This is a genomic window from Micromonospora acroterricola (assembly GCF_003172955.1).
Classification (GTDB): Bacteria; Actinomycetota; Actinomycetes; order Mycobacteriales; family Micromonosporaceae; genus Micromonospora; species Micromonospora acroterricola.
Genome location: NZ_QGKR01000097.1, coordinates 1 through 15,313, shown reverse-complemented (window position 1 = coordinate 15,313; position 15,313 = coordinate 1). Strand labels below are relative to the sequence as shown.

The 15,313-nt window shown below is 69.4% G+C and carries 13 protein-coding genes; 7 read left to right on the top strand and 6 right to left on the bottom strand.

The window, feature by feature from the left end; all coding sequences use genetic code 11:
• Positions 1-22: 22 nt before the first annotated feature.
• Positions 23-985 carry a hypothetical protein gene (locus DKT68_RS02725; RefSeq protein WP_146218265.1) on the top strand — a complete coding sequence of 321 codons (963 nt, stop codon included), beginning with the start codon at positions 23-25 and terminating at the stop codon, positions 983-985.
• Positions 986-997: 12 nt separating this feature from the next.
• The gene (locus DKT68_RS02720) at positions 998-1,936 is read left to right on the top strand and encodes a hypothetical protein (RefSeq protein WP_109815847.1); all 939 of its coding nucleotides are present in this window, start codon (positions 998-1,000) and stop codon (positions 1,934-1,936) included.
• A 54-nt stretch (positions 1,937-1,990) separates the two neighbouring features.
• On the opposite strand, the gene DKT68_RS02715 is transcribed toward DKT68_RS02720, so the two are convergent.
• Positions 1,991-3,094, bottom strand: a complete 1,104-nt coding sequence (locus tag DKT68_RS02715; protein WP_236646688.1) for a GlxA family transcriptional regulator — start codon at positions 3,092-3,094, stop codon at positions 1,991-1,993.
• Positions 3,095-3,488: 394 nt separating this feature from the next.
• Here DKT68_RS02715 and DKT68_RS02710 point away from each other — a divergent pair, with 394 nt between their 5' ends.
• From DKT68_RS02710 to DKT68_RS02700, 3 genes are all read left to right on the top strand, one after another.
• Complete coding sequence (locus DKT68_RS02710) at positions 3,489-4,748, top strand: nucleotide disphospho-sugar-binding domain-containing protein (RefSeq protein WP_161556609.1); 1,260 nt, start codon at positions 3,489-3,491, stop codon at positions 4,746-4,748.
• Positions 4,749-4,941: 193 nt separating this feature from the next.
• A complete protein-coding gene (locus tag DKT68_RS02705) occupies positions 4,942-5,781 on the top strand; it encodes a helix-turn-helix domain-containing protein (protein WP_236646687.1) in 840 nt (279 codons plus the stop codon).
• Between the two features lie 66 nt (positions 5,782-5,847).
• Positions 5,848-6,429: a dihydrofolate reductase family protein gene (locus DKT68_RS02700; RefSeq protein WP_109815845.1), complete on the top strand. Its 582-nt coding sequence runs from the start codon at positions 5,848-5,850 to the stop codon at positions 6,427-6,429.
• A 61-nt stretch (positions 6,430-6,490) separates the two neighbouring features.
• Here DKT68_RS02700 and DKT68_RS02695 read toward each other — a convergent pair whose 3' ends face one another.
• The 3 genes from DKT68_RS02695 to DKT68_RS02685 form a co-directional block, all read right to left on the bottom strand.
• Positions 6,491-8,446, bottom strand: a complete 1,956-nt coding sequence (locus DKT68_RS02695) for a maleylacetate reductase and hydroxyquinol 1,2-dioxygenase domain-containing protein (RefSeq protein WP_109815844.1) — start codon at positions 8,444-8,446, stop codon at positions 6,491-6,493.
• 106 nt (positions 8,447-8,552) lie between these two features.
• On the bottom strand, positions 8,553-9,425 hold the full coding sequence (locus DKT68_RS02690) for an AraC family transcriptional regulator (protein WP_236646686.1): 873 nt from the start codon (positions 9,423-9,425) through the stop codon (positions 8,553-8,555).
• A gap of 169 nt (positions 9,426-9,594) precedes the next feature.
• Positions 9,595-10,338, bottom strand: coding sequence for an SDR family oxidoreductase (locus DKT68_RS02685; protein ID WP_109815843.1), 744 nt, complete (start codon positions 10,336-10,338; stop codon positions 9,595-9,597).
• Positions 10,339-10,424: 86 nt separating this feature from the next.
• On the opposite strand from DKT68_RS02685, the gene DKT68_RS02680 reads away from it, so the two are divergent.
• Positions 10,425-11,033: a TetR/AcrR family transcriptional regulator gene (locus tag DKT68_RS02680; RefSeq protein ID WP_236646685.1), complete on the top strand. Its 609-nt coding sequence runs from the start codon at positions 10,425-10,427 to the stop codon at positions 11,031-11,033.
• A 52-nt stretch (positions 11,034-11,085) separates the two neighbouring features.
• On the opposite strand, the gene DKT68_RS02675 is transcribed toward DKT68_RS02680, so the two are convergent.
• Positions 11,086-12,186: an LLM class flavin-dependent oxidoreductase gene (locus DKT68_RS02675; protein ID WP_109815842.1), complete on the bottom strand. Its 1,101-nt coding sequence runs from the start codon at positions 12,184-12,186 to the stop codon at positions 11,086-11,088.
• Positions 12,176-14,485, bottom strand: a complete 2,310-nt coding sequence (locus DKT68_RS02670) for an LLM class flavin-dependent oxidoreductase (RefSeq protein ID WP_109815841.1) — start codon at positions 14,483-14,485, stop codon at positions 12,176-12,178. The genes DKT68_RS02675 and DKT68_RS02670 overlap by 11 nt, the downstream gene beginning before the upstream one ends.
• A gap of 216 nt (positions 14,486-14,701) precedes the next feature.
• Between DKT68_RS02670 and DKT68_RS02665 the strand changes: the two genes are divergently transcribed.
• On the top strand, positions 14,702-15,232 hold the full coding sequence (locus DKT68_RS02665; protein WP_109815840.1) for a MarR family winged helix-turn-helix transcriptional regulator: 531 nt from the start codon (positions 14,702-14,704) through the stop codon (positions 15,230-15,232).
• Positions 15,233-15,313 lie beyond the last annotated feature (81 nt).

Below are 15,313 nucleotides of genomic sequence, written 5' to 3'. Positions count from 1 at the left end.
CGGCACCCCGTAGAGGAGAGACGTGGCCCATCTCAGTGTCCGCACTCAGGCGATGCCCGACGCGAACCCGTTCGCCTCGCCGGTGGTGTTCGACTTCACCGCGGACATCGACAGCGGCGAGCAGATCCTGGCGTACGCCGTCGCGATGAGCGGCTTCGTCCTGAACTACCAGACCAACTCGGCCTGGTGGGCGGAGGACGCGGGCGCGGTGGGCGTGTCACTCACCCCCAATCTGATCGGCACCGTCGTCGCCGTCGGCGGCAACGTCATGCTCACCGACTATGACGGCGACAGCGCCATCGACCCGCCCGACTCCGACAGCGGCCCGGGCAGCGTCGCGCAGGTCAGCGTGCTGGCGGTGATCGGCACGCCGTACACGTCGGCACCGGTCTGTGCCACAGCCTTCGGCCTGACCTCCGGCCAGGACTCGTCGGTCGTCCCGATCGGCGACAACACCACAAGCCTGGCCTTCCTCTCCGGGTTCTCCGTCGCCGCGAGCGACGGCACCGGCGAGATCGGCGGGCTCACACTCGCGTCGAGCGTGGCCTCTCCCGTGGGCAACCAGGTGACGGTCAACGGCAGCGTCGGCCTGACGAACTTCTCGACGACCGGCACGGTCGACGTCGGGCTCCTCTCCTACGGCACGAATCTCGTCGGATTCGACGTGCAGACGGCGAGCGTGACCTGGCTCGTTCCGGAGGGGCAGCAGGGCATGACCGGAATGTTCTTCGTGGACTTCACCATTCCGTCCGGCTACTCGTCGGTCGCCCAGGCCGCGCTGCTGCTGCAGGACGTCAGCATCGTCTACGACGACACCGCCGAGTTCCAACTGATCCAGGTGATGCAGGCGGGCGACCTGAGCATCAACGCCTGCACCGTCTCCGGAAGCGTCGTGCTCAACCTGTTCAACCCGGATCTCGGGGCCCACCACTACATCTGCGGGGACAGCAGCGCGACGCTGTCCGTGATCGCCCAGTTCGCCTGACCGGAGGAAATCGTGTCGATCGCCATCCAGACCAGCATGATCACCGGCAACGGCTCGGCGACATTCACGTTCCCGAGCACGATCGGTGCCTACGCGTACGCGTTGCAGCAGTTCAACCTGCAGACCCTGCAACTGGGGACGGTCATCCAGCGGATCGGCCTCGCGTTGCGCCCGCGCGACGGCACCGGCGTCGGCACCACGTCTCTCATCATCGATCAGCAGATGCTCCTCGACCAGGTCGACCTTGACGGGTCGTGGGCCCAGGTCGCGGTCGTCGCGTGGCTCGGCTCCACCAACCCGCCCGGCCTGTTCCTGCAGAACCAGAACGGCATCACCGTCGACCAGATGTCGTCTGGCACGTCGTCGTCACCGGTGTCGACCGGCAGTCCCCCGATGTACGCCACTGCGGCGATCGCCGGCTTCTCGTACCAGTTCGCCGACGACAAGTCGGACTTCCTCGGCATCGGCGCCGGGGTGGGCGCCACACCCGACCCGTACGCATCCACTCCCAGCGTGTCGGTGGTCGGGTCCGGCATCTGGACCGGTGACTCGGCCTTCACCGGTGTCGTTGATGCCGCCCTGATCGCGACGACGGGAGACGATCTCGGCCTCGGCCTCGGGTACCTGCCCAACCCGGCATGGGGAATGAACGTCGTCGACCGGTTACCGGGCCTCGGCGGCGCGCCGGTGGGCGCGGCGGCCTTCCTGATCCAGTCGTTCTTCTGCCAGTTCTGCATCAACGCCATCGGGCACGACACGCCCGACTTCTCGCAGCTGACGACCGGTGTCCCGTCGGACGTGGTGCAGCTGAACGTGCCGTCAGACGGCAATGTCAGCTTCCGGTCCGTCCAGCAGCTCTGCGGCTGCGCCATCGTCGACGAGGGGCCGGTCATCTTCTCGGCCGAGAATCTGGTCGCCAACTACCTGGTCGCTGAGACCGCTTCCGGCTGAGTCCTATCGATAGTCATCGTGGCGCTGCCGCCGCCAACACCTCGCCCTGGAGCACTAACCCGGGTCGGCGCGGCGGGCCGTGCTGAACCGGCGTTGGTAGGCGGCGGGGCTGATGGACAGCTTCCTGGCGAACACCCGTCGCATGCTCTCGTAGCTGGGGAAGCCGGCGAGGGTCGCGGCCTGCGTCGCGGTGTGTCCCTGGTCGAGCAGTGCCCTGGCCATGTCGAACCGGATGCTTTCCACGTAGCGGGCCGGTGTCGTGGACAGCTCGTCGCGGAAGAGCCGGGTGAGGTGCCGGGTGCTCACGTTGAGGTGTTTCGCGAGTTCACCGAGCGAGTGGTCCCCGCGGGGGGCCGCGGTCACCACGTCGGTGATGGTGCGGAGAGCCGGCGAGCGGGGCGGCGGTCCTTGCAGCGGCGCCGAGAACTGGGACTGGCCGCCCGCGCGCTGCATGTAAACCACCAGGGCGCGGGCGACCTCGCGTGCCAGGTCGGGCCCATGGTCCTCTTCGACGAGAGCGAGCGCCAGATCGATACCGGCCGTCACCCCTGCCGACGTGTACGTGGTGCCGTCGCGAACGTAGATCGCGTCGGGCTCGACACGGCACGTCGGACACCGGGCGGCAAGCTCGTGCACGACCTGCCAGTGCGTGGTCGCGCGCTTGCCGTCGAGGAGGCCAGCGGCGGCGAGGACGAACGCCCCGGTGCAGACCGACGCGACCCGGCCAGCCACAGCCGCCGGTATCCGTGCGGCGTCCGACAGCTCGGCAGGGACACGGGCACGCGGATACAGATCGGACCCGGCCACCAGTAACGTGTCGAAAATCGGCTCCGAGGAGACGCCGCCGTCGACCGCGACCCGGACCCCGAGGTTCGACGTGACGTCCGCACCGGTCGGCGACAGCAGCACGATCCGATAGTCGGCACCGAACCGGTTCGCCTCCCTGAACACCTCCGCCGGACCAGCGACGTCCAACAACGTCACTCCGTCGTAGACGAAGATCCCGACGCGATGGGGGCGCCCTGTCACCACTCCGGTCTCTCCCGAGCCGGATCCACGCGGTGAGCGGCCGGACCACCGCGACACCGACCGCCATCGGGCCGGCGAAACAGAGGCATGGACACCGCCCATTGGTAGCACACCGTTACCGGCGATCACGGAGATCCTCGTGAACAGGTTGCCCAACCGGCGGCGGCGCCCAAGCCCCTCCTCCGGCCGCCCCTGGGTGGCTTCGCCGTGCCGTTGTGGGCGCAGATCGTCGTGCGCATCGCGCGGAACCAGCTGTGACGCACGACGCGAAGCCGCAGGCCATGCCCACTCGGCTGCGTGCCGTGGTGCAGGGTGTGGCGGGCCGTACAGCTGTGACGTCGCCCGCGCTGGAACGGGCACAGCGCGACCCGCGGGGTGACACGCCATTGGCGTACGGCGGAACAGGTGAACGGTCACACCAGATGCTTTTCGTTCTTCTGCAAATGCCGGTGGGCTACAACGTCGAAATGAGGAGAGCCGAATGGCGAGGGTAATAGTCGGAGCGACACCCTTCCATGGGCACGTGAGCCCGGTCCTCACGGTCGCGGCGGACCTGGTCAGGCGTGGTCACGAGGTGGTCGTATACACCGGATCCCGATTCGAGGAGCGCGCTCTGGCGACCGGAGCGCGGTTCCAGGCACTGCCGCCGGAAGCCGACCTCGACGATCGGAAGTTGGACACCCTCTTTCCGGCGCGGGCCACGCTGCCACCAGGACCGGCCCAGTTGTCGTTCGACTTTGAGAACTTCTTCCTCGGCCACTTGCCCGCGCAGGTGCGGGGCTTACGGGCGCTGCTGGCGAAGTTCCCCGCCGATGTGGTGCTCGGTGAGCTTGGGTTCTGGTCGATACCGGTGCTCAGCCTCTCCACGGCGCCGGAGGAACGCCCGAGGCTCGTGACGCTGGGCTCTGTTCCCCTGCTGATCCAGAGCGAGGACACTCCCGCGTTCGGCGCCGGTATCCTGCCAACGCCAGGCGAGGAGGCACGCGCCCGCAACCGAGCGATGAATGCTGAGGTGCGCCAGGTCTTTGCCGAGCTGCAGAGATTCGGCGAGGCGACGCTCGAGTCGTTGGGTGTGACGATGCCCGACTACCTCTTCGACGCGCCGTTCCGCCATACGGACCACTACCTGCAGCTGACCGTGCCCAGCTTCGAGTACCCCCGCAGCGACCTTCCGGAACACCTACAGTTCGTCGGTGCGCTTCCTCCAGCCTCCAGCGGCGACCACGTAGAGCCGGCATGGTGGCCCGAGCTGTCGGCCGGCCGGCCGGTGGTGGTCGTCACCCAGGGAACCGTCGCCAACACCGATCTGAACGAACTGGTCATCCCCACGGTGCGTGCCCTCGCCGACCTCGACGTCCTCGTGGTGGCCGCCACCGTACGTGAGGACGGGCCGGACCTCGTGCGCCGGGCCCTGGCGACAGTGCCGGACAACGTGCGGCTGGCCAGCTTCGTGCCGTTCGACCGGCTGCTGCCACACACCGACGCACTGGTGACCAACGGCGGTTACGGCGGGGTGCAGACCGCCCTGTACTACGGGGTGCCGCTAGTGGTCGCCGGTGCGAGCGAGGACAAGCCGGAGGTGGCCGCCCGCGTCGAGTGGAGCGGCACCGGCGTCAACCTGCGCACCAGCATGCCGGAGGTGACCGAGTTGCGCGCCGCGGTGCAGACGGTGCTGCACGACCCGGGCTACCGCTCCCGGGCTGGGATCATGGCCAAGGAGATCGGCCAGTACAACCCGTTCGAAGCGATCGCCGAGATCGTCGAGATGCCCGCCCACCGCTGAGCGCGGCGAACGGGCACGGCACAAACCGGAGCAAGGTGCGCGGCGACCGGACCTCCGTCTCAACCGGCTCTTATCCCCCGCAGATGTCCGCGGCCGGGCGCTCGTCCGGGATCGGCGCCGGCTCGATGCTGGTGCAGCGCGCCTGGACCATCCCGGCGCGCGATGCTGGCGGAGCGTCGGCGATGCTGTGGGCGTGGAGTACGTGTCCAGAGTGCCGCGACCGCCGCTGGACGGGCTGATCGACGACCTCTACTACCTGGAGGGCGCGCCGCCGTACGCCCGGCTGACGCTGCCGGCAAGTCCGGCGGCGTTGCTCATCGTCAACCTCGGGGCGCCGTTCCGCATCCGCGCCGGCACCGACATCGAGACGGCCGAGTACGCCGACGGCTGCGTGGTCACCATGCCCACCCGCGCGTTGGAGTTCGGCTACCCACCCCGAACCCGGTCCGTCGGCGTGCACTTCAAGTCGTGGGGGCTGGCGCCGTTCCTGCCGATGCCCGCGGCCGAATTGTGTGACCGGCCGGTGACGGTAGAGCACATTTGGGGTCGACCCGCCATCGCCGAGCTGCGAGACCGGCTGGCCACGGCCGAGGGACCTCACGAGATGCTGACGCTGCTCGAGGAGGAGCTGATGCGACGGCTGTGCGAGACCGCCGGCCTGGGGCTGGTCCGCCATACGAGCTGCATCATCGCTGCGACCAGCGGGGCGGTGGCTATCGACGACCTGAGGGTGGCGGCCGGTGTCAGCAGCACTCACCTGGCACAGCGGTTCAAGGAGCTCATCGGCGTCACGCCGAAGCGGCTGGCCCGCACCTACCGCTTCGCCGCCACCGTGTTGGCGATCAACCCCGCCGAACCGATCGACTGGGCCGACCTCGCCGGTGGCGCAGGCTACTTCGACCAGGCCCACTTCGGCCACGAGTTCCGGGCATTCACCGGGCTCACACCGACACGATATGTCGAAGTCCGGCGGCGGTTCCTGCGCGAACATCCCGGCCACGTACTGGACAGCTGGCCGCTGCCGGCCGATTGATTTCTTACAAGAGCGACAGCCCACGAAACTCTAACCTGAGGGCATTCCCCCAGCAGAGGAGCGCCCATGGGCAAGGTGGTCATGTACAGCTCGGTGTCGGTGGACGGCTTCATCGCGGACGAGAACGACCAGCCCGGACCGCTGTTCGACTGGTTGCTCAGCGGTGACGTCCCGTTGGACGAGAGCGGCGAGTTGAAGGTGTCGCAGACGTCCTACGACTACACCCGGCCGTACTGGGACCAGATCGGGGCGACTGTCGTCGGCCGCCACGTCTTCGACATGACGGACGGCTGGGACGGGAAGCCTCCGGGCGGGATCGACCACGTGGTCGTCGTGACGCACCGGCCGGCGCCCGAGGGCTGGGACCCCGAGGCGCCGTTTCACTTCGTCGACGGCGTCGAGGCAGCCGTGGCCAAGGCGCAGGAGCTTGCGGGTGAGCGCATGGTCGAGGTCGCCGCCGGCGACGTCGGTGGCCAGGTGCTTGCCGCGGGCCTGATCGACGAGGTGCGCATGGACGTCGTACCCGTGGTGTTCGGGTCCGGCAAGCGCTACTTCGGGTCGGTCCACGCGCAGCACCTGTTGGAGGATCCTGACGTGGTGATTCAGGGCAACCGGGTGCTTCACCTGCGCTATCGGGTGCGCCGTTGACCGATCTGAGCGGGTACGCGAAGAAGTCCACTGCGAACGCGGCAAGTTCAACTCAAGATCACTAGCCGGAGGTCCGTGTCGTCGCCACCGCTGGGACACGTGCCAGGGTGAAGGTGTAGTCCAGGCGACGCCACTCACCGGCGATCTCACGACCGTCGGGGGTTGACCCTCCCGGGTTGGTGAACTCGACGATCAGCGGCTGCTTGACGCCGAACACGGCATCCGAGTCGAGGTACGTGGTGTCGGCGGGAAACAGCTGAGTGATCAACTGTTGGTGTCCGACGGCGTTGATCAAGAAGTGCACGTGCGCGGCCCGGTACGCGTGCCGGTTCGTCGCCGCCAACATCTCGCCCACTGGCCCGTCGGTGGGGATGGGGTAGTCGGAGGGGAGAATCGACCAGTAGCGCAGCAACCCGTCGTCGTCGGTCCGGAAGCGGGCACGCAGCACCGGTCCCTCGACCTCCGGCAGTTGCACGTCGTAGAAGCCGTCCTTGTTGGACTGCCAGACGTCGACGACCGCGCCGGCGAGCGGCTCTCCCGTGTCGGAGACGACGCGTACCTCGGTCAAGAGTGGCACACCGTCGAGTCCGGCCCCGATGTCCGTGCCTTGCGGGGTCTCCGGTGGTCCTTCGACGTAGAACGGACCCAGTACCGCCGAGGGCGTGGTTCCGGTGTTCCGAGAGTTGCCGAGGATGTCCACGGCGCTCGAGACGCCAAGGCTGTCGGAGAACAGGATGAACTCCTGCCGTTTGGCCGAACTCATCTGGCCGGTACGGGTGAGGAAGTCGATCCCGGCCATCCACTCCGCCTCGGTCAGGTCGTTCTCCGCGACGTACCCGTGCAGATGCCGGACGAGGCTGGCGAGCAGCGCGTGCAACCGTGGCTGCGCGGTGTCGCCGAAGCTGCCCTCGACCTCGGCGAGCAGTTGACGCAGCTCGGCGCCGGGATAGCGGCGCCCGCCGCCGGGTTGCCGACCGTGCCAGGCATCGGTCAACAGCGCCCGCATCCCCTTCTCGGTCACCGGCCGGGGGCTCGGGTACGAGGATGCGGCGGCGAGCGCCGCCGCGCGCGCCAGGTCGCCCTCCGCGAGCCCCAACGTGGCCAGCGAGGTCGGGCCGCCGAGCGAGCTGATCAGGTCGTGCAGACCGCTCGGCGCGTCCGGCACGCCGAGTGCCTCCGCGATCCGGCGCATCACCCCGGGAGCCGCCGGGGCGTTGTACGCCAGCGCGTGCGGCAGGACGACGGTGTGCGTCGCGGCGTGCGGCAGGTCGAACGTGCCGCCGAGGACGTGACAGAGTTTGTGGTGCAGACCCATGCCGACGGTGCCGAGGCAGGTGCCCGCCAGCCATGCCGCCTCCAGCAGTTCGCTGCGGGCGTCACGGTTCTGGGGATCCTGCACGACCACCGGCAACGCGTGCCCGATCGCGCTGATCGCCCTGACGGCGAGGGCGTCCGTGACGGCGTTGGCCTGTGCGGAATACAGCGCCTCGGCCGCATGGGCCAGGGCGTTGACCGCGCTGGTGACGGTCAGCCCGACCGGCATCGAGAGAGTCAGGTCCACGTCGTAGATGACCGTTTCGGGCCGGATCTCCGGGGCCGAGCGAGTGGTCTTGACGCCGTCGGCGGTCTCGCCCAGCACCGGGGTGACCTCGGAGCCGGAGTACGTGGTCGGTAGCACCACCTGGTCCAGCCCGGTGCGCACCGCGAGCGCCTTGGCGAGCCCGATGGCCGAGCCGCCCCCGATCGCGACGAGCACGTCGGAGTCATGGGCGTTCAGGACGACCAGCGCCTGCTCGGTGATCTTCACCGGCGTGTGCATCTGGGCGTCGTCGAAGCGAACGATCGCCCCGGGAGGGAACTGCGCCTCGACGCGGGCCGCGGCCTCCCGCATAGCCGGGGTGGTGATCAGGAGCACCCGCGAGCGGCCGAGCCGGCCCACCTCGTCGTGGACCTGATCCGTCGACCGCGGTCCGAAGACCACCCGGGCCGGGGCCGTCTGATAGACCACGTTGTCCATGTCCTGGCTCTTCCTCGAGGCTGGGGTATGCCCTCCGATTCTGCGTCCCGTCCTGCTCAACGGCCTGCATCACAGAGTCAGAATGGCTGCACGAAAAGGACGTCGTTCAGCCGGCGCGGCGTAGCGCACCCGGCGTGGTCCCCAGCTGCGACCGCATCACACGGGTCAGGTGCTCCTGATGGGCGAAGCCACACCGCATGGCGACCTCGGCGATCGGCACACTCCCGGTACGCAGCAGCCAGGTCGCCTGTTGCAGCCTCAGTTCCATCAGGTAGCGGTGCGGCGTCTGCCCGGTGGTCGCCTTGAAGCTGCGGGCGAACTGCCGGACGCTCAGCGACGCGGCGGCGGCAAGCTCGTTCAGCGGCAGCGGACCGGCAAGCCGATCATCCATCAGCTCCCGCACCGCGGCGAACTGGCGATCGGCCAGTCCGCGCGCAGTCGGCAGAGGCCCGGATCCGTCGGACACGCCGTCGCCGTACCGACGGGCCAGGTGGGAGGCCAGGCACCCGGTCAGATGATCGAGGAAGGTACGGGCACTCGGCGTCCAGTCCCTGATCAGGCTGTCCAGCGCCAGCACCAGCTGTTCGACGAGTGGGTCGACCACGCCGTACTCCTCGGTGAGCCGGACCTCCGTCGCCCCTACGGCGCGCAGGGTCTCGTCGGCCAGGTAGACGTGGACGCTGTTCAGCTCACCGCCGAGCTCGACCGTGAGGTTCTGCCCCGCCGGATGCAGGAACAGACCTCCGGCGGGAACCTGTCGGCGGAGGTACCTTCCGCCGACCCGCCGGCCCACGGCGACCGAACCGTCGAGGTGCAGGATCAGCAGGTGGGTGTCCGCACCGTCGAAGCTCTCCGCGAACGGGGGCTCGACCTGGGTGGAAACGAAGAGACCGGGCCAGCCCAGCCCGGCGCTCGACCGTTGGGCCCGCACGCCAGGAAGGCCGAGCATCCCGTGGGTCCGCGTGAGCGCCAGTTCCACCGCCACCTCCTATCACGTCGCACGAGCCTCCAAAGATAGGCCGGAGCGGAGAAGAGGTTGACCGGCAGGCCAGCTACCGACGCACCCTCCAGAATCACGTTCCACGCCGTTCGGCTAACCGGCAGCCGACGGCACACCGGCTGCGAAACCACCAGAAACTGGACTCCGTTCAGATCGCGCCGCCGTTGGCGTAGAGGACCTGGCCGTTGACCCAGCGGCCGGGGCCTGCGAGGAAAGCTACGAGTTCGGCGATGTCTTCGGGGGTGCCGATGCGCTCCAGCGGCGGTTCGGCCGCCATGCGGGCCAGGGTCTGCTCGTCCTTGCCTTCGAGGAAGAGGGCGGTCCCGGTGGGGCCGGGGGCGACGGCGTTGACGGTCACGTCGCGGCCGCGCAGTTCGCGGGCGAGGATCAGGGTGATCGCCGAGACCGCCCCCTTGCTGGCCGCGTAGGCGCTGTAGCCGGGGCGGGCGAAGCGGGTCAGTGAGCTGGAGAAGTTGATGATGGCGCCGCCGCGGCGCACCCGTCGCGCGGCCTGCTGGTCGACGGCGAAGGTGCCCCGCACGTTCACCCGCAGGAGGCGGTCGAGGTTGTCGAGGTCGAGGTCGGCCAGTGGGGCGAGGGCCATCATGCCGGCCGCGTTCACCACCACGTCGACACCGCCGTACTCCTGCTCGGCGGTGTCGAAGAGCGCCGCCACGGCCGTCTCGTCGGCCACGTCGGCGGCGACCGCGATCGCCTCGCCGCCGGCCGCCCGGGCCGCCTGCACCGCCGCATCAGCCTCGGCCTGGTTGCCGCGGTAGTTGACGACGACGGCGTACCCCTCGGCCGCGAGCCGTTCGACGACCTGGCGGCCGATGCCTCGGGAACCACCGGTGACGATCGCGACCCGCGCCGTGCTGGTTGAGGTGGCCATAGGAGCACTCCTTGCTCTCGCTGCTGTGTACGCTGTGTCCATATAAACAAGTCATAGACGCAGTTCCCTACTGATGGGAGGGGAAAGTGACCCAGCTCATGCCGAACGCCGATCAGCCATCCCGCCGCGGCCGCGGACGGCGTCCCGCGGACCAGGTCCGGGCGGAGATCCTCACCGCCGCCGGAAATCTCCTGCTGGTCGAGGGCATGGCCGGCTTCACCATCGAGAAGGTCGCGGCCCAGGCAAGGGCCAGCCGGATGACCATCTACAAGTGGTGGCCGTCCAAGGGTGCTCTCGCCCTGGACGGCTACTTCACCGTCGTGGCACCGACCCTGGCCTTCCCCGACACCGGCGACATCGTCACCGACCTGACCAGTCAACTCGTCGCCTTCGTCCACCTGTTGAGGGACACCCCCGCCGGACGGGTCATCAGCCAGCTCATCGCCCAGGCGCAGACCGACCCCGAATTGGCCATCGCCTACCGCCAGCGCTACTCCGGGCCACGTCGGGCCCTCGGCGTGGAAGCGCTCAACCGGGCCGTTGCCCGGGGACAGCTCCGCGCCGACATCGATCCCGAGTCCGTCGTCGACCAGCTCTGGGGAGCCTGCTATCACCGTCTGCTCGTCCCCGACCAGCCCCTCACCGAGGACTTCGCCCGGACGCTGGTCGACAACGTCATCCGCGGGCTGCGCTGACCTCCAGCGGCTCAGTAGCGCTAGACGTCGCGGCCGTCGCACAGGGACTCAATCAGCCGACGTTGGCGGGGAACCCGTTGCCGGCGGGACGAGGACAACTCCCGGCCGGGACGGCGAGTTCCTTGCGGAGTACCGGGGCGACCTCGGTGGCCAGACGCTCGACGGAGTCGAGGAGCTGCGCCTGGGGCATTCCCCCGAAGCCGACGTGCAACAGCAGCCGGCTGATGCCGTACGCCTCGTGGTAGGCCGCGATCTTGTCGATCACCTCCTGCGCGCTGCCCACCACGAGAGCGCCCTGCGGGCCGGTGAAGGCGTCGAACTTCTCCCGGCTGAGCACGAATCCCCGGCCCCGCTGGTGGTTGTTGTCCCGGAAGCCGGCGGTGAAGTGCGGATACATCGTCCGCCGCGCCTCCGCGCTGGTGCGGCCGACATGGCCTTGCACGGACAGCCCGACCCGCAGGGTCGCCGGATCGCGCCCGGCCTGCTCGGCCGCCCGTCGGTAGAGGTTGACGATGCCGGAGTGGCCGCCGACGGTGCCGAGCAGGACGCCGAGCATCATGGGCAGCCCTCGGGCACCGGTCTCGACCGCGGAGGTGGGGGTGCCGCCGACACCGACCCAGATCGGCAGCTTCTCCTGCAGGGCACGGGGTGCGATGTCGGCCTGGTTCAGTGGCGGGCGGAAGCGTCCACCCGGCCAGGTGAGCGGGTTCGTCTCGCGGATCCGCAGCAGCAGGTCGAGCTTCTCCCGGAACAGCTCCGCGTAGTCGGCGAGGTCGTAGCCGAAGAGCGGGAACGACTCGGTGTACGAGCCGCGCCCGGCGATGATCTCCGCACGGCCGCCGGAGAGCAGGTCGAGGGTGGCGAACTGTTCCCAGACACGGACCGGGTCGTCGGAGCTGAGCACGGTGACGGCGCTGGTCAAGCGGATCCGCCTGGTGTGCTCGGCCATCGCCGCCAGCACCATCGGTGGCGCCGTCGCCACGAAGTCCGAACGGTGGTGCTCGCCGACCCCGATGACGTCCAGGCCCGCCTGGTCGGCGAGCTCGGCGAGCTCGATGACGCCACGCAAGTGCTGGCGCGGTTCGGGAAGCCGGCCGGTGGCCGGGTCGGCGGTGAGTTCGCCGAACGTGATCAGGCCGATCTCAAACGACATCGTCGGCCTCCTTTCCGGTGTGCCCGCCGGCCGCCGCCGGTGGGATGGCGAAGTTGCGGTTGAAGACGTTGTCCGGGTCGTATGTGGCCTTGACGGCGCGCAGGCGGGTGAGGGTGGGCTCGGGCCACGCGTCGAGCAGCCGCTTCGGGTCGGTGTCGGACTCGAAGCTGAGGTACATGCCGTCGAGGTGCGCGTACAGGTCGGCCCAGAGCTTGTCGAGTTGCGGCCGGCGGTCCGGCACGGTGGCGGCGAGCACCGAGAAGTTCTGCTCCCGGTGCGGGTAGGCGGTCGCGTCGCGGGCGACGTCGTTGACGGCTGCGCCCACGGACCGGAACTGCATGACCATCACGTCACCCGAGCGGATCATGGTCGCCATGACATCCGCCGCCTCGGGTGTGATGTGGTGCAACAGCCCGCTGTGCGTGTCCACCAGTCCCTGACCGCGATGCTGGTTGCCGGGCGGCGCGACGATCGCCGGGTAGGGCGCCAGTTGGGCCTGCTGGTCGAGGATCGGCCCGATCCCCAGGAACGGGCTCAGGGCGGACTGCGCCGCTTCGATGTCGTCATCGGCGTAGACCAGGGTGACCTGGGCCATCGGCGGGTTGCCCCGGCGTCCGGGGAACAGCGAGAGGAAGCTGGTCAGCTCCCGCGGCGCGTCCTCGACGAGCTGGCCCCACCTCTGGAGCAGGTCGGCCGCGTCGGTGGCGTCGACGACGAGCTGGGCGTGGACGACGTTGTCGACCTCGTATGCCTCCAGTTCCAGGGCGGTGACGACGCCGAAGTTGCCGCCGGCGCCACGGACAGCCCAGAACAGTTCGGGGTGATGGTCCTCGTCCACCCGGAGCAGGCTGCCGTCCGCGGTGACGATCTCGGCGGCGACGACGTGGTCGATGGTCAGGCCGTACCTGCGCACCAGGTAGCCGACACCGGCGGTGGTGGCCAGGCCACCGACGCCCACGTCGCCGTAGTCCCCCGAGCTCATCGCCAGCCCGTACGGGGCGAGCGCCTGGGCGACGTGTCCCCAGCGGGCTCCCGGCTCCAGGCGGATCCGGCGGGTGGCCCGGTCGAGTACCTCCACCTTGTTCATCCTGGACATGTCGATGACGATGCCGCCGTCGTTCGTGGACCGACCGCTGATGCCGTGCCCGCCGCTGCGCACGGAGAGCGGGACGTGCTGCGTCCGCGCGTAGGTCACGGCGTCGACCACCTCCGCGGCTTCCCGGGGGCGGACCACCAGGGCCGGGGAGCCCTGCCAGCTGTAGCTGTGGCGCACCCGCTCGTACTCCGGGTCGCCGGGCTCGACGGACGTGGCGGCCAGCGACGCGGGCAGCGCGTCGTAGTCGACGCCGGGCTGGCGCTTGGCTAGGGCGACGGCCGGTCGGACCCGCCCGGCTCCGGTCCCGCTGCCCTGCCGCTCCTTGGCGACGGCCTCCCGCAGCGCGGGGGCGATCTCCTCGCCGAAGGTCTGGATGAGGCGTGGGTCGTCGCGACCGATCAGGAAGGCGCTGAACCCCTCCTCGATGACCAGCGGAAGCAGCTGCTCGACCCACTGCTCGGCCGGCCCTTGGAGGAAGCCGCGGCTACGCGGGGAGACGTCGACCGTGAACAGGTTGAGCAGCCGGCGGATCTCCCGCGGGTCGCGTCCCGCCGCGACCGCCGCCTCGTCGATGAGGCGGTTGGCGGTGGCCCGGTCCGGCGACCGGAGGTACTCCAGAGTGGGCAACCAACCGTCGGCCTTCTGGCCGGTCAACTCCAGCATCCGGGGCTGGTACGCGCCGAGCCAGATGTTGATGTCGTGCTCCGGCGCCGGGCCCCGCTGCATACCCGGAATCGGGTAGTACTTCCCCTCGCGGCGCAGCGGCTCCGACGCGGAGTCGTCCCATACACCGCGCAGGACGTCGATCGCCTCGCGCAGCGCCGCGACGCCCTGCCCCGCGGTCAGCCGGCGGGCGCCCATGCCCTCGATCCCGTCCCAGAACGCGCCGGCGCCGAGACCGAGCTCGAACCGGCCGTGGGACAGCCGGTCCAGGCTCGCCGCGGCCCGGGCCAGGACGGCCGGCGGGCGCAACGGCAGGTTCAGCACGTTCGCGGAGACCCGCAGTCGCTCCGTACGGGAGGCGACCCAGCTCAACAGCGTCCAGGTGTCGAGGAACTCCGCGTTGTAGGGATGGTCCTGGAAGGTAGCCAGATCCAACCCGGCCGCCTCGGTCAGCTCCGCCAACGCCACCACCCGGTCCGGGTCGTGCGCGCTCGGCGTCAGGAATGTCCCGAACAGGAGTTCGTGACCGTAATCAGGCATTTGGTTCCATCCTCCAATGACCGCTGAGTGCATATTGTTTGTGCCGCACATCTTATGCCTGACAACAGGTCGTCCGATCGGTTCATTCCCGGGCGGCCGCCAGGAGCGGGCTGGGGGCCGGCTGAGCAGTGGACCAGTGCCGGATGGGTAGTCATGAACATGGTCTGTGTGAACAAAGTGTGTTTGATCAACACACCGGCTGCTAGTATTGGGGGTATGTCCGCTACCAGCGATCCATGCGACCTGCCGGCCGACCGCAAGCGCGGTTCGAACTTCGGCTGGTCTCTGGGCATGGTGCTGCGGCGCTGGCACGAGTACGTCGAGGAGGCGTTGAAGGACCTGCCGCACGGCAGCCGCGGCTACCACATCCTGGCCGTGGTCGTCCACGAAGAGGTGCCGACGCAGGGCGCCTTGGCGGCCCGCCTGGTGATCGACCGCAGCGTCCTGACGTACGTCATCGACGACCTGGAGAACGCCGGTCTCATCGAGCGGCAGTTGGATCCACGTGACCGGCGCGCCCGGCGGATCGTGGCCACTGAACGCGGGCGCCAGGTACTCGCCGAGGCCGAACGCCGGGTCGCCCACGCCGAGGACCACATACTGGGCGGGCTGCCCGAGGAGCAGCGCGGCGCCTTCCGCGACTTCGCCGAGCGCGCCGCCGAGGCGATCCACGCTGCCGCACCGGGGACGGACCCCTGCGCCGCAGTGACCAGCGTCCTACCCCCGGTGGAGCAGTCCGCCCCCTGACTCACACCCCCCGGGACGGCCGTAGCGACCGCAGGACTGCTACGACCCCCGCCCGCGGCCGAGCGGCACACCGCACAATGG

What these genes read in the sequence shown, in the direction of transcription:
- DKT68_RS02670 (WP_109815841.1), bottom strand. Translation starts at nt 14,485, where the DNA reads ATGCCTGATTACGGTCACGAACTCCTGTTCGGGACATTCCTGACGCCG.
- DKT68_RS02700 (WP_109815845.1), top strand. Translation starts at nt 5,848, where the DNA reads ATGGGCAAGGTGGTCATGTACAGCTCGGTGTCGGTGGACGGCTTCATC.
- DKT68_RS02665 (WP_109815840.1), top strand. Translation starts at nt 14,702, where the DNA reads ATGTCCGCTACCAGCGATCCATGCGACCTGCCGGCCGACCGCAAGCGC.
- DKT68_RS02685 (WP_109815843.1), bottom strand. Translation starts at nt 10,338, where the DNA reads ATGGCCACCTCAACCAGCACGGCGCGGGTCGCGATCGTCACCGGTGGT.
- DKT68_RS02695 (WP_109815844.1), bottom strand. Translation starts at nt 8,446, where the DNA reads ATGGACAACGTGGTCTATCAGACGGCCCCGGCCCGGGTGGTCTTCGGA.
- DKT68_RS02675 (WP_109815842.1), bottom strand. Translation starts at nt 12,186, where the DNA reads ATGTCGTTTGAGATCGGCCTGATCACGTTCGGCGAACTCACCGCCGAC.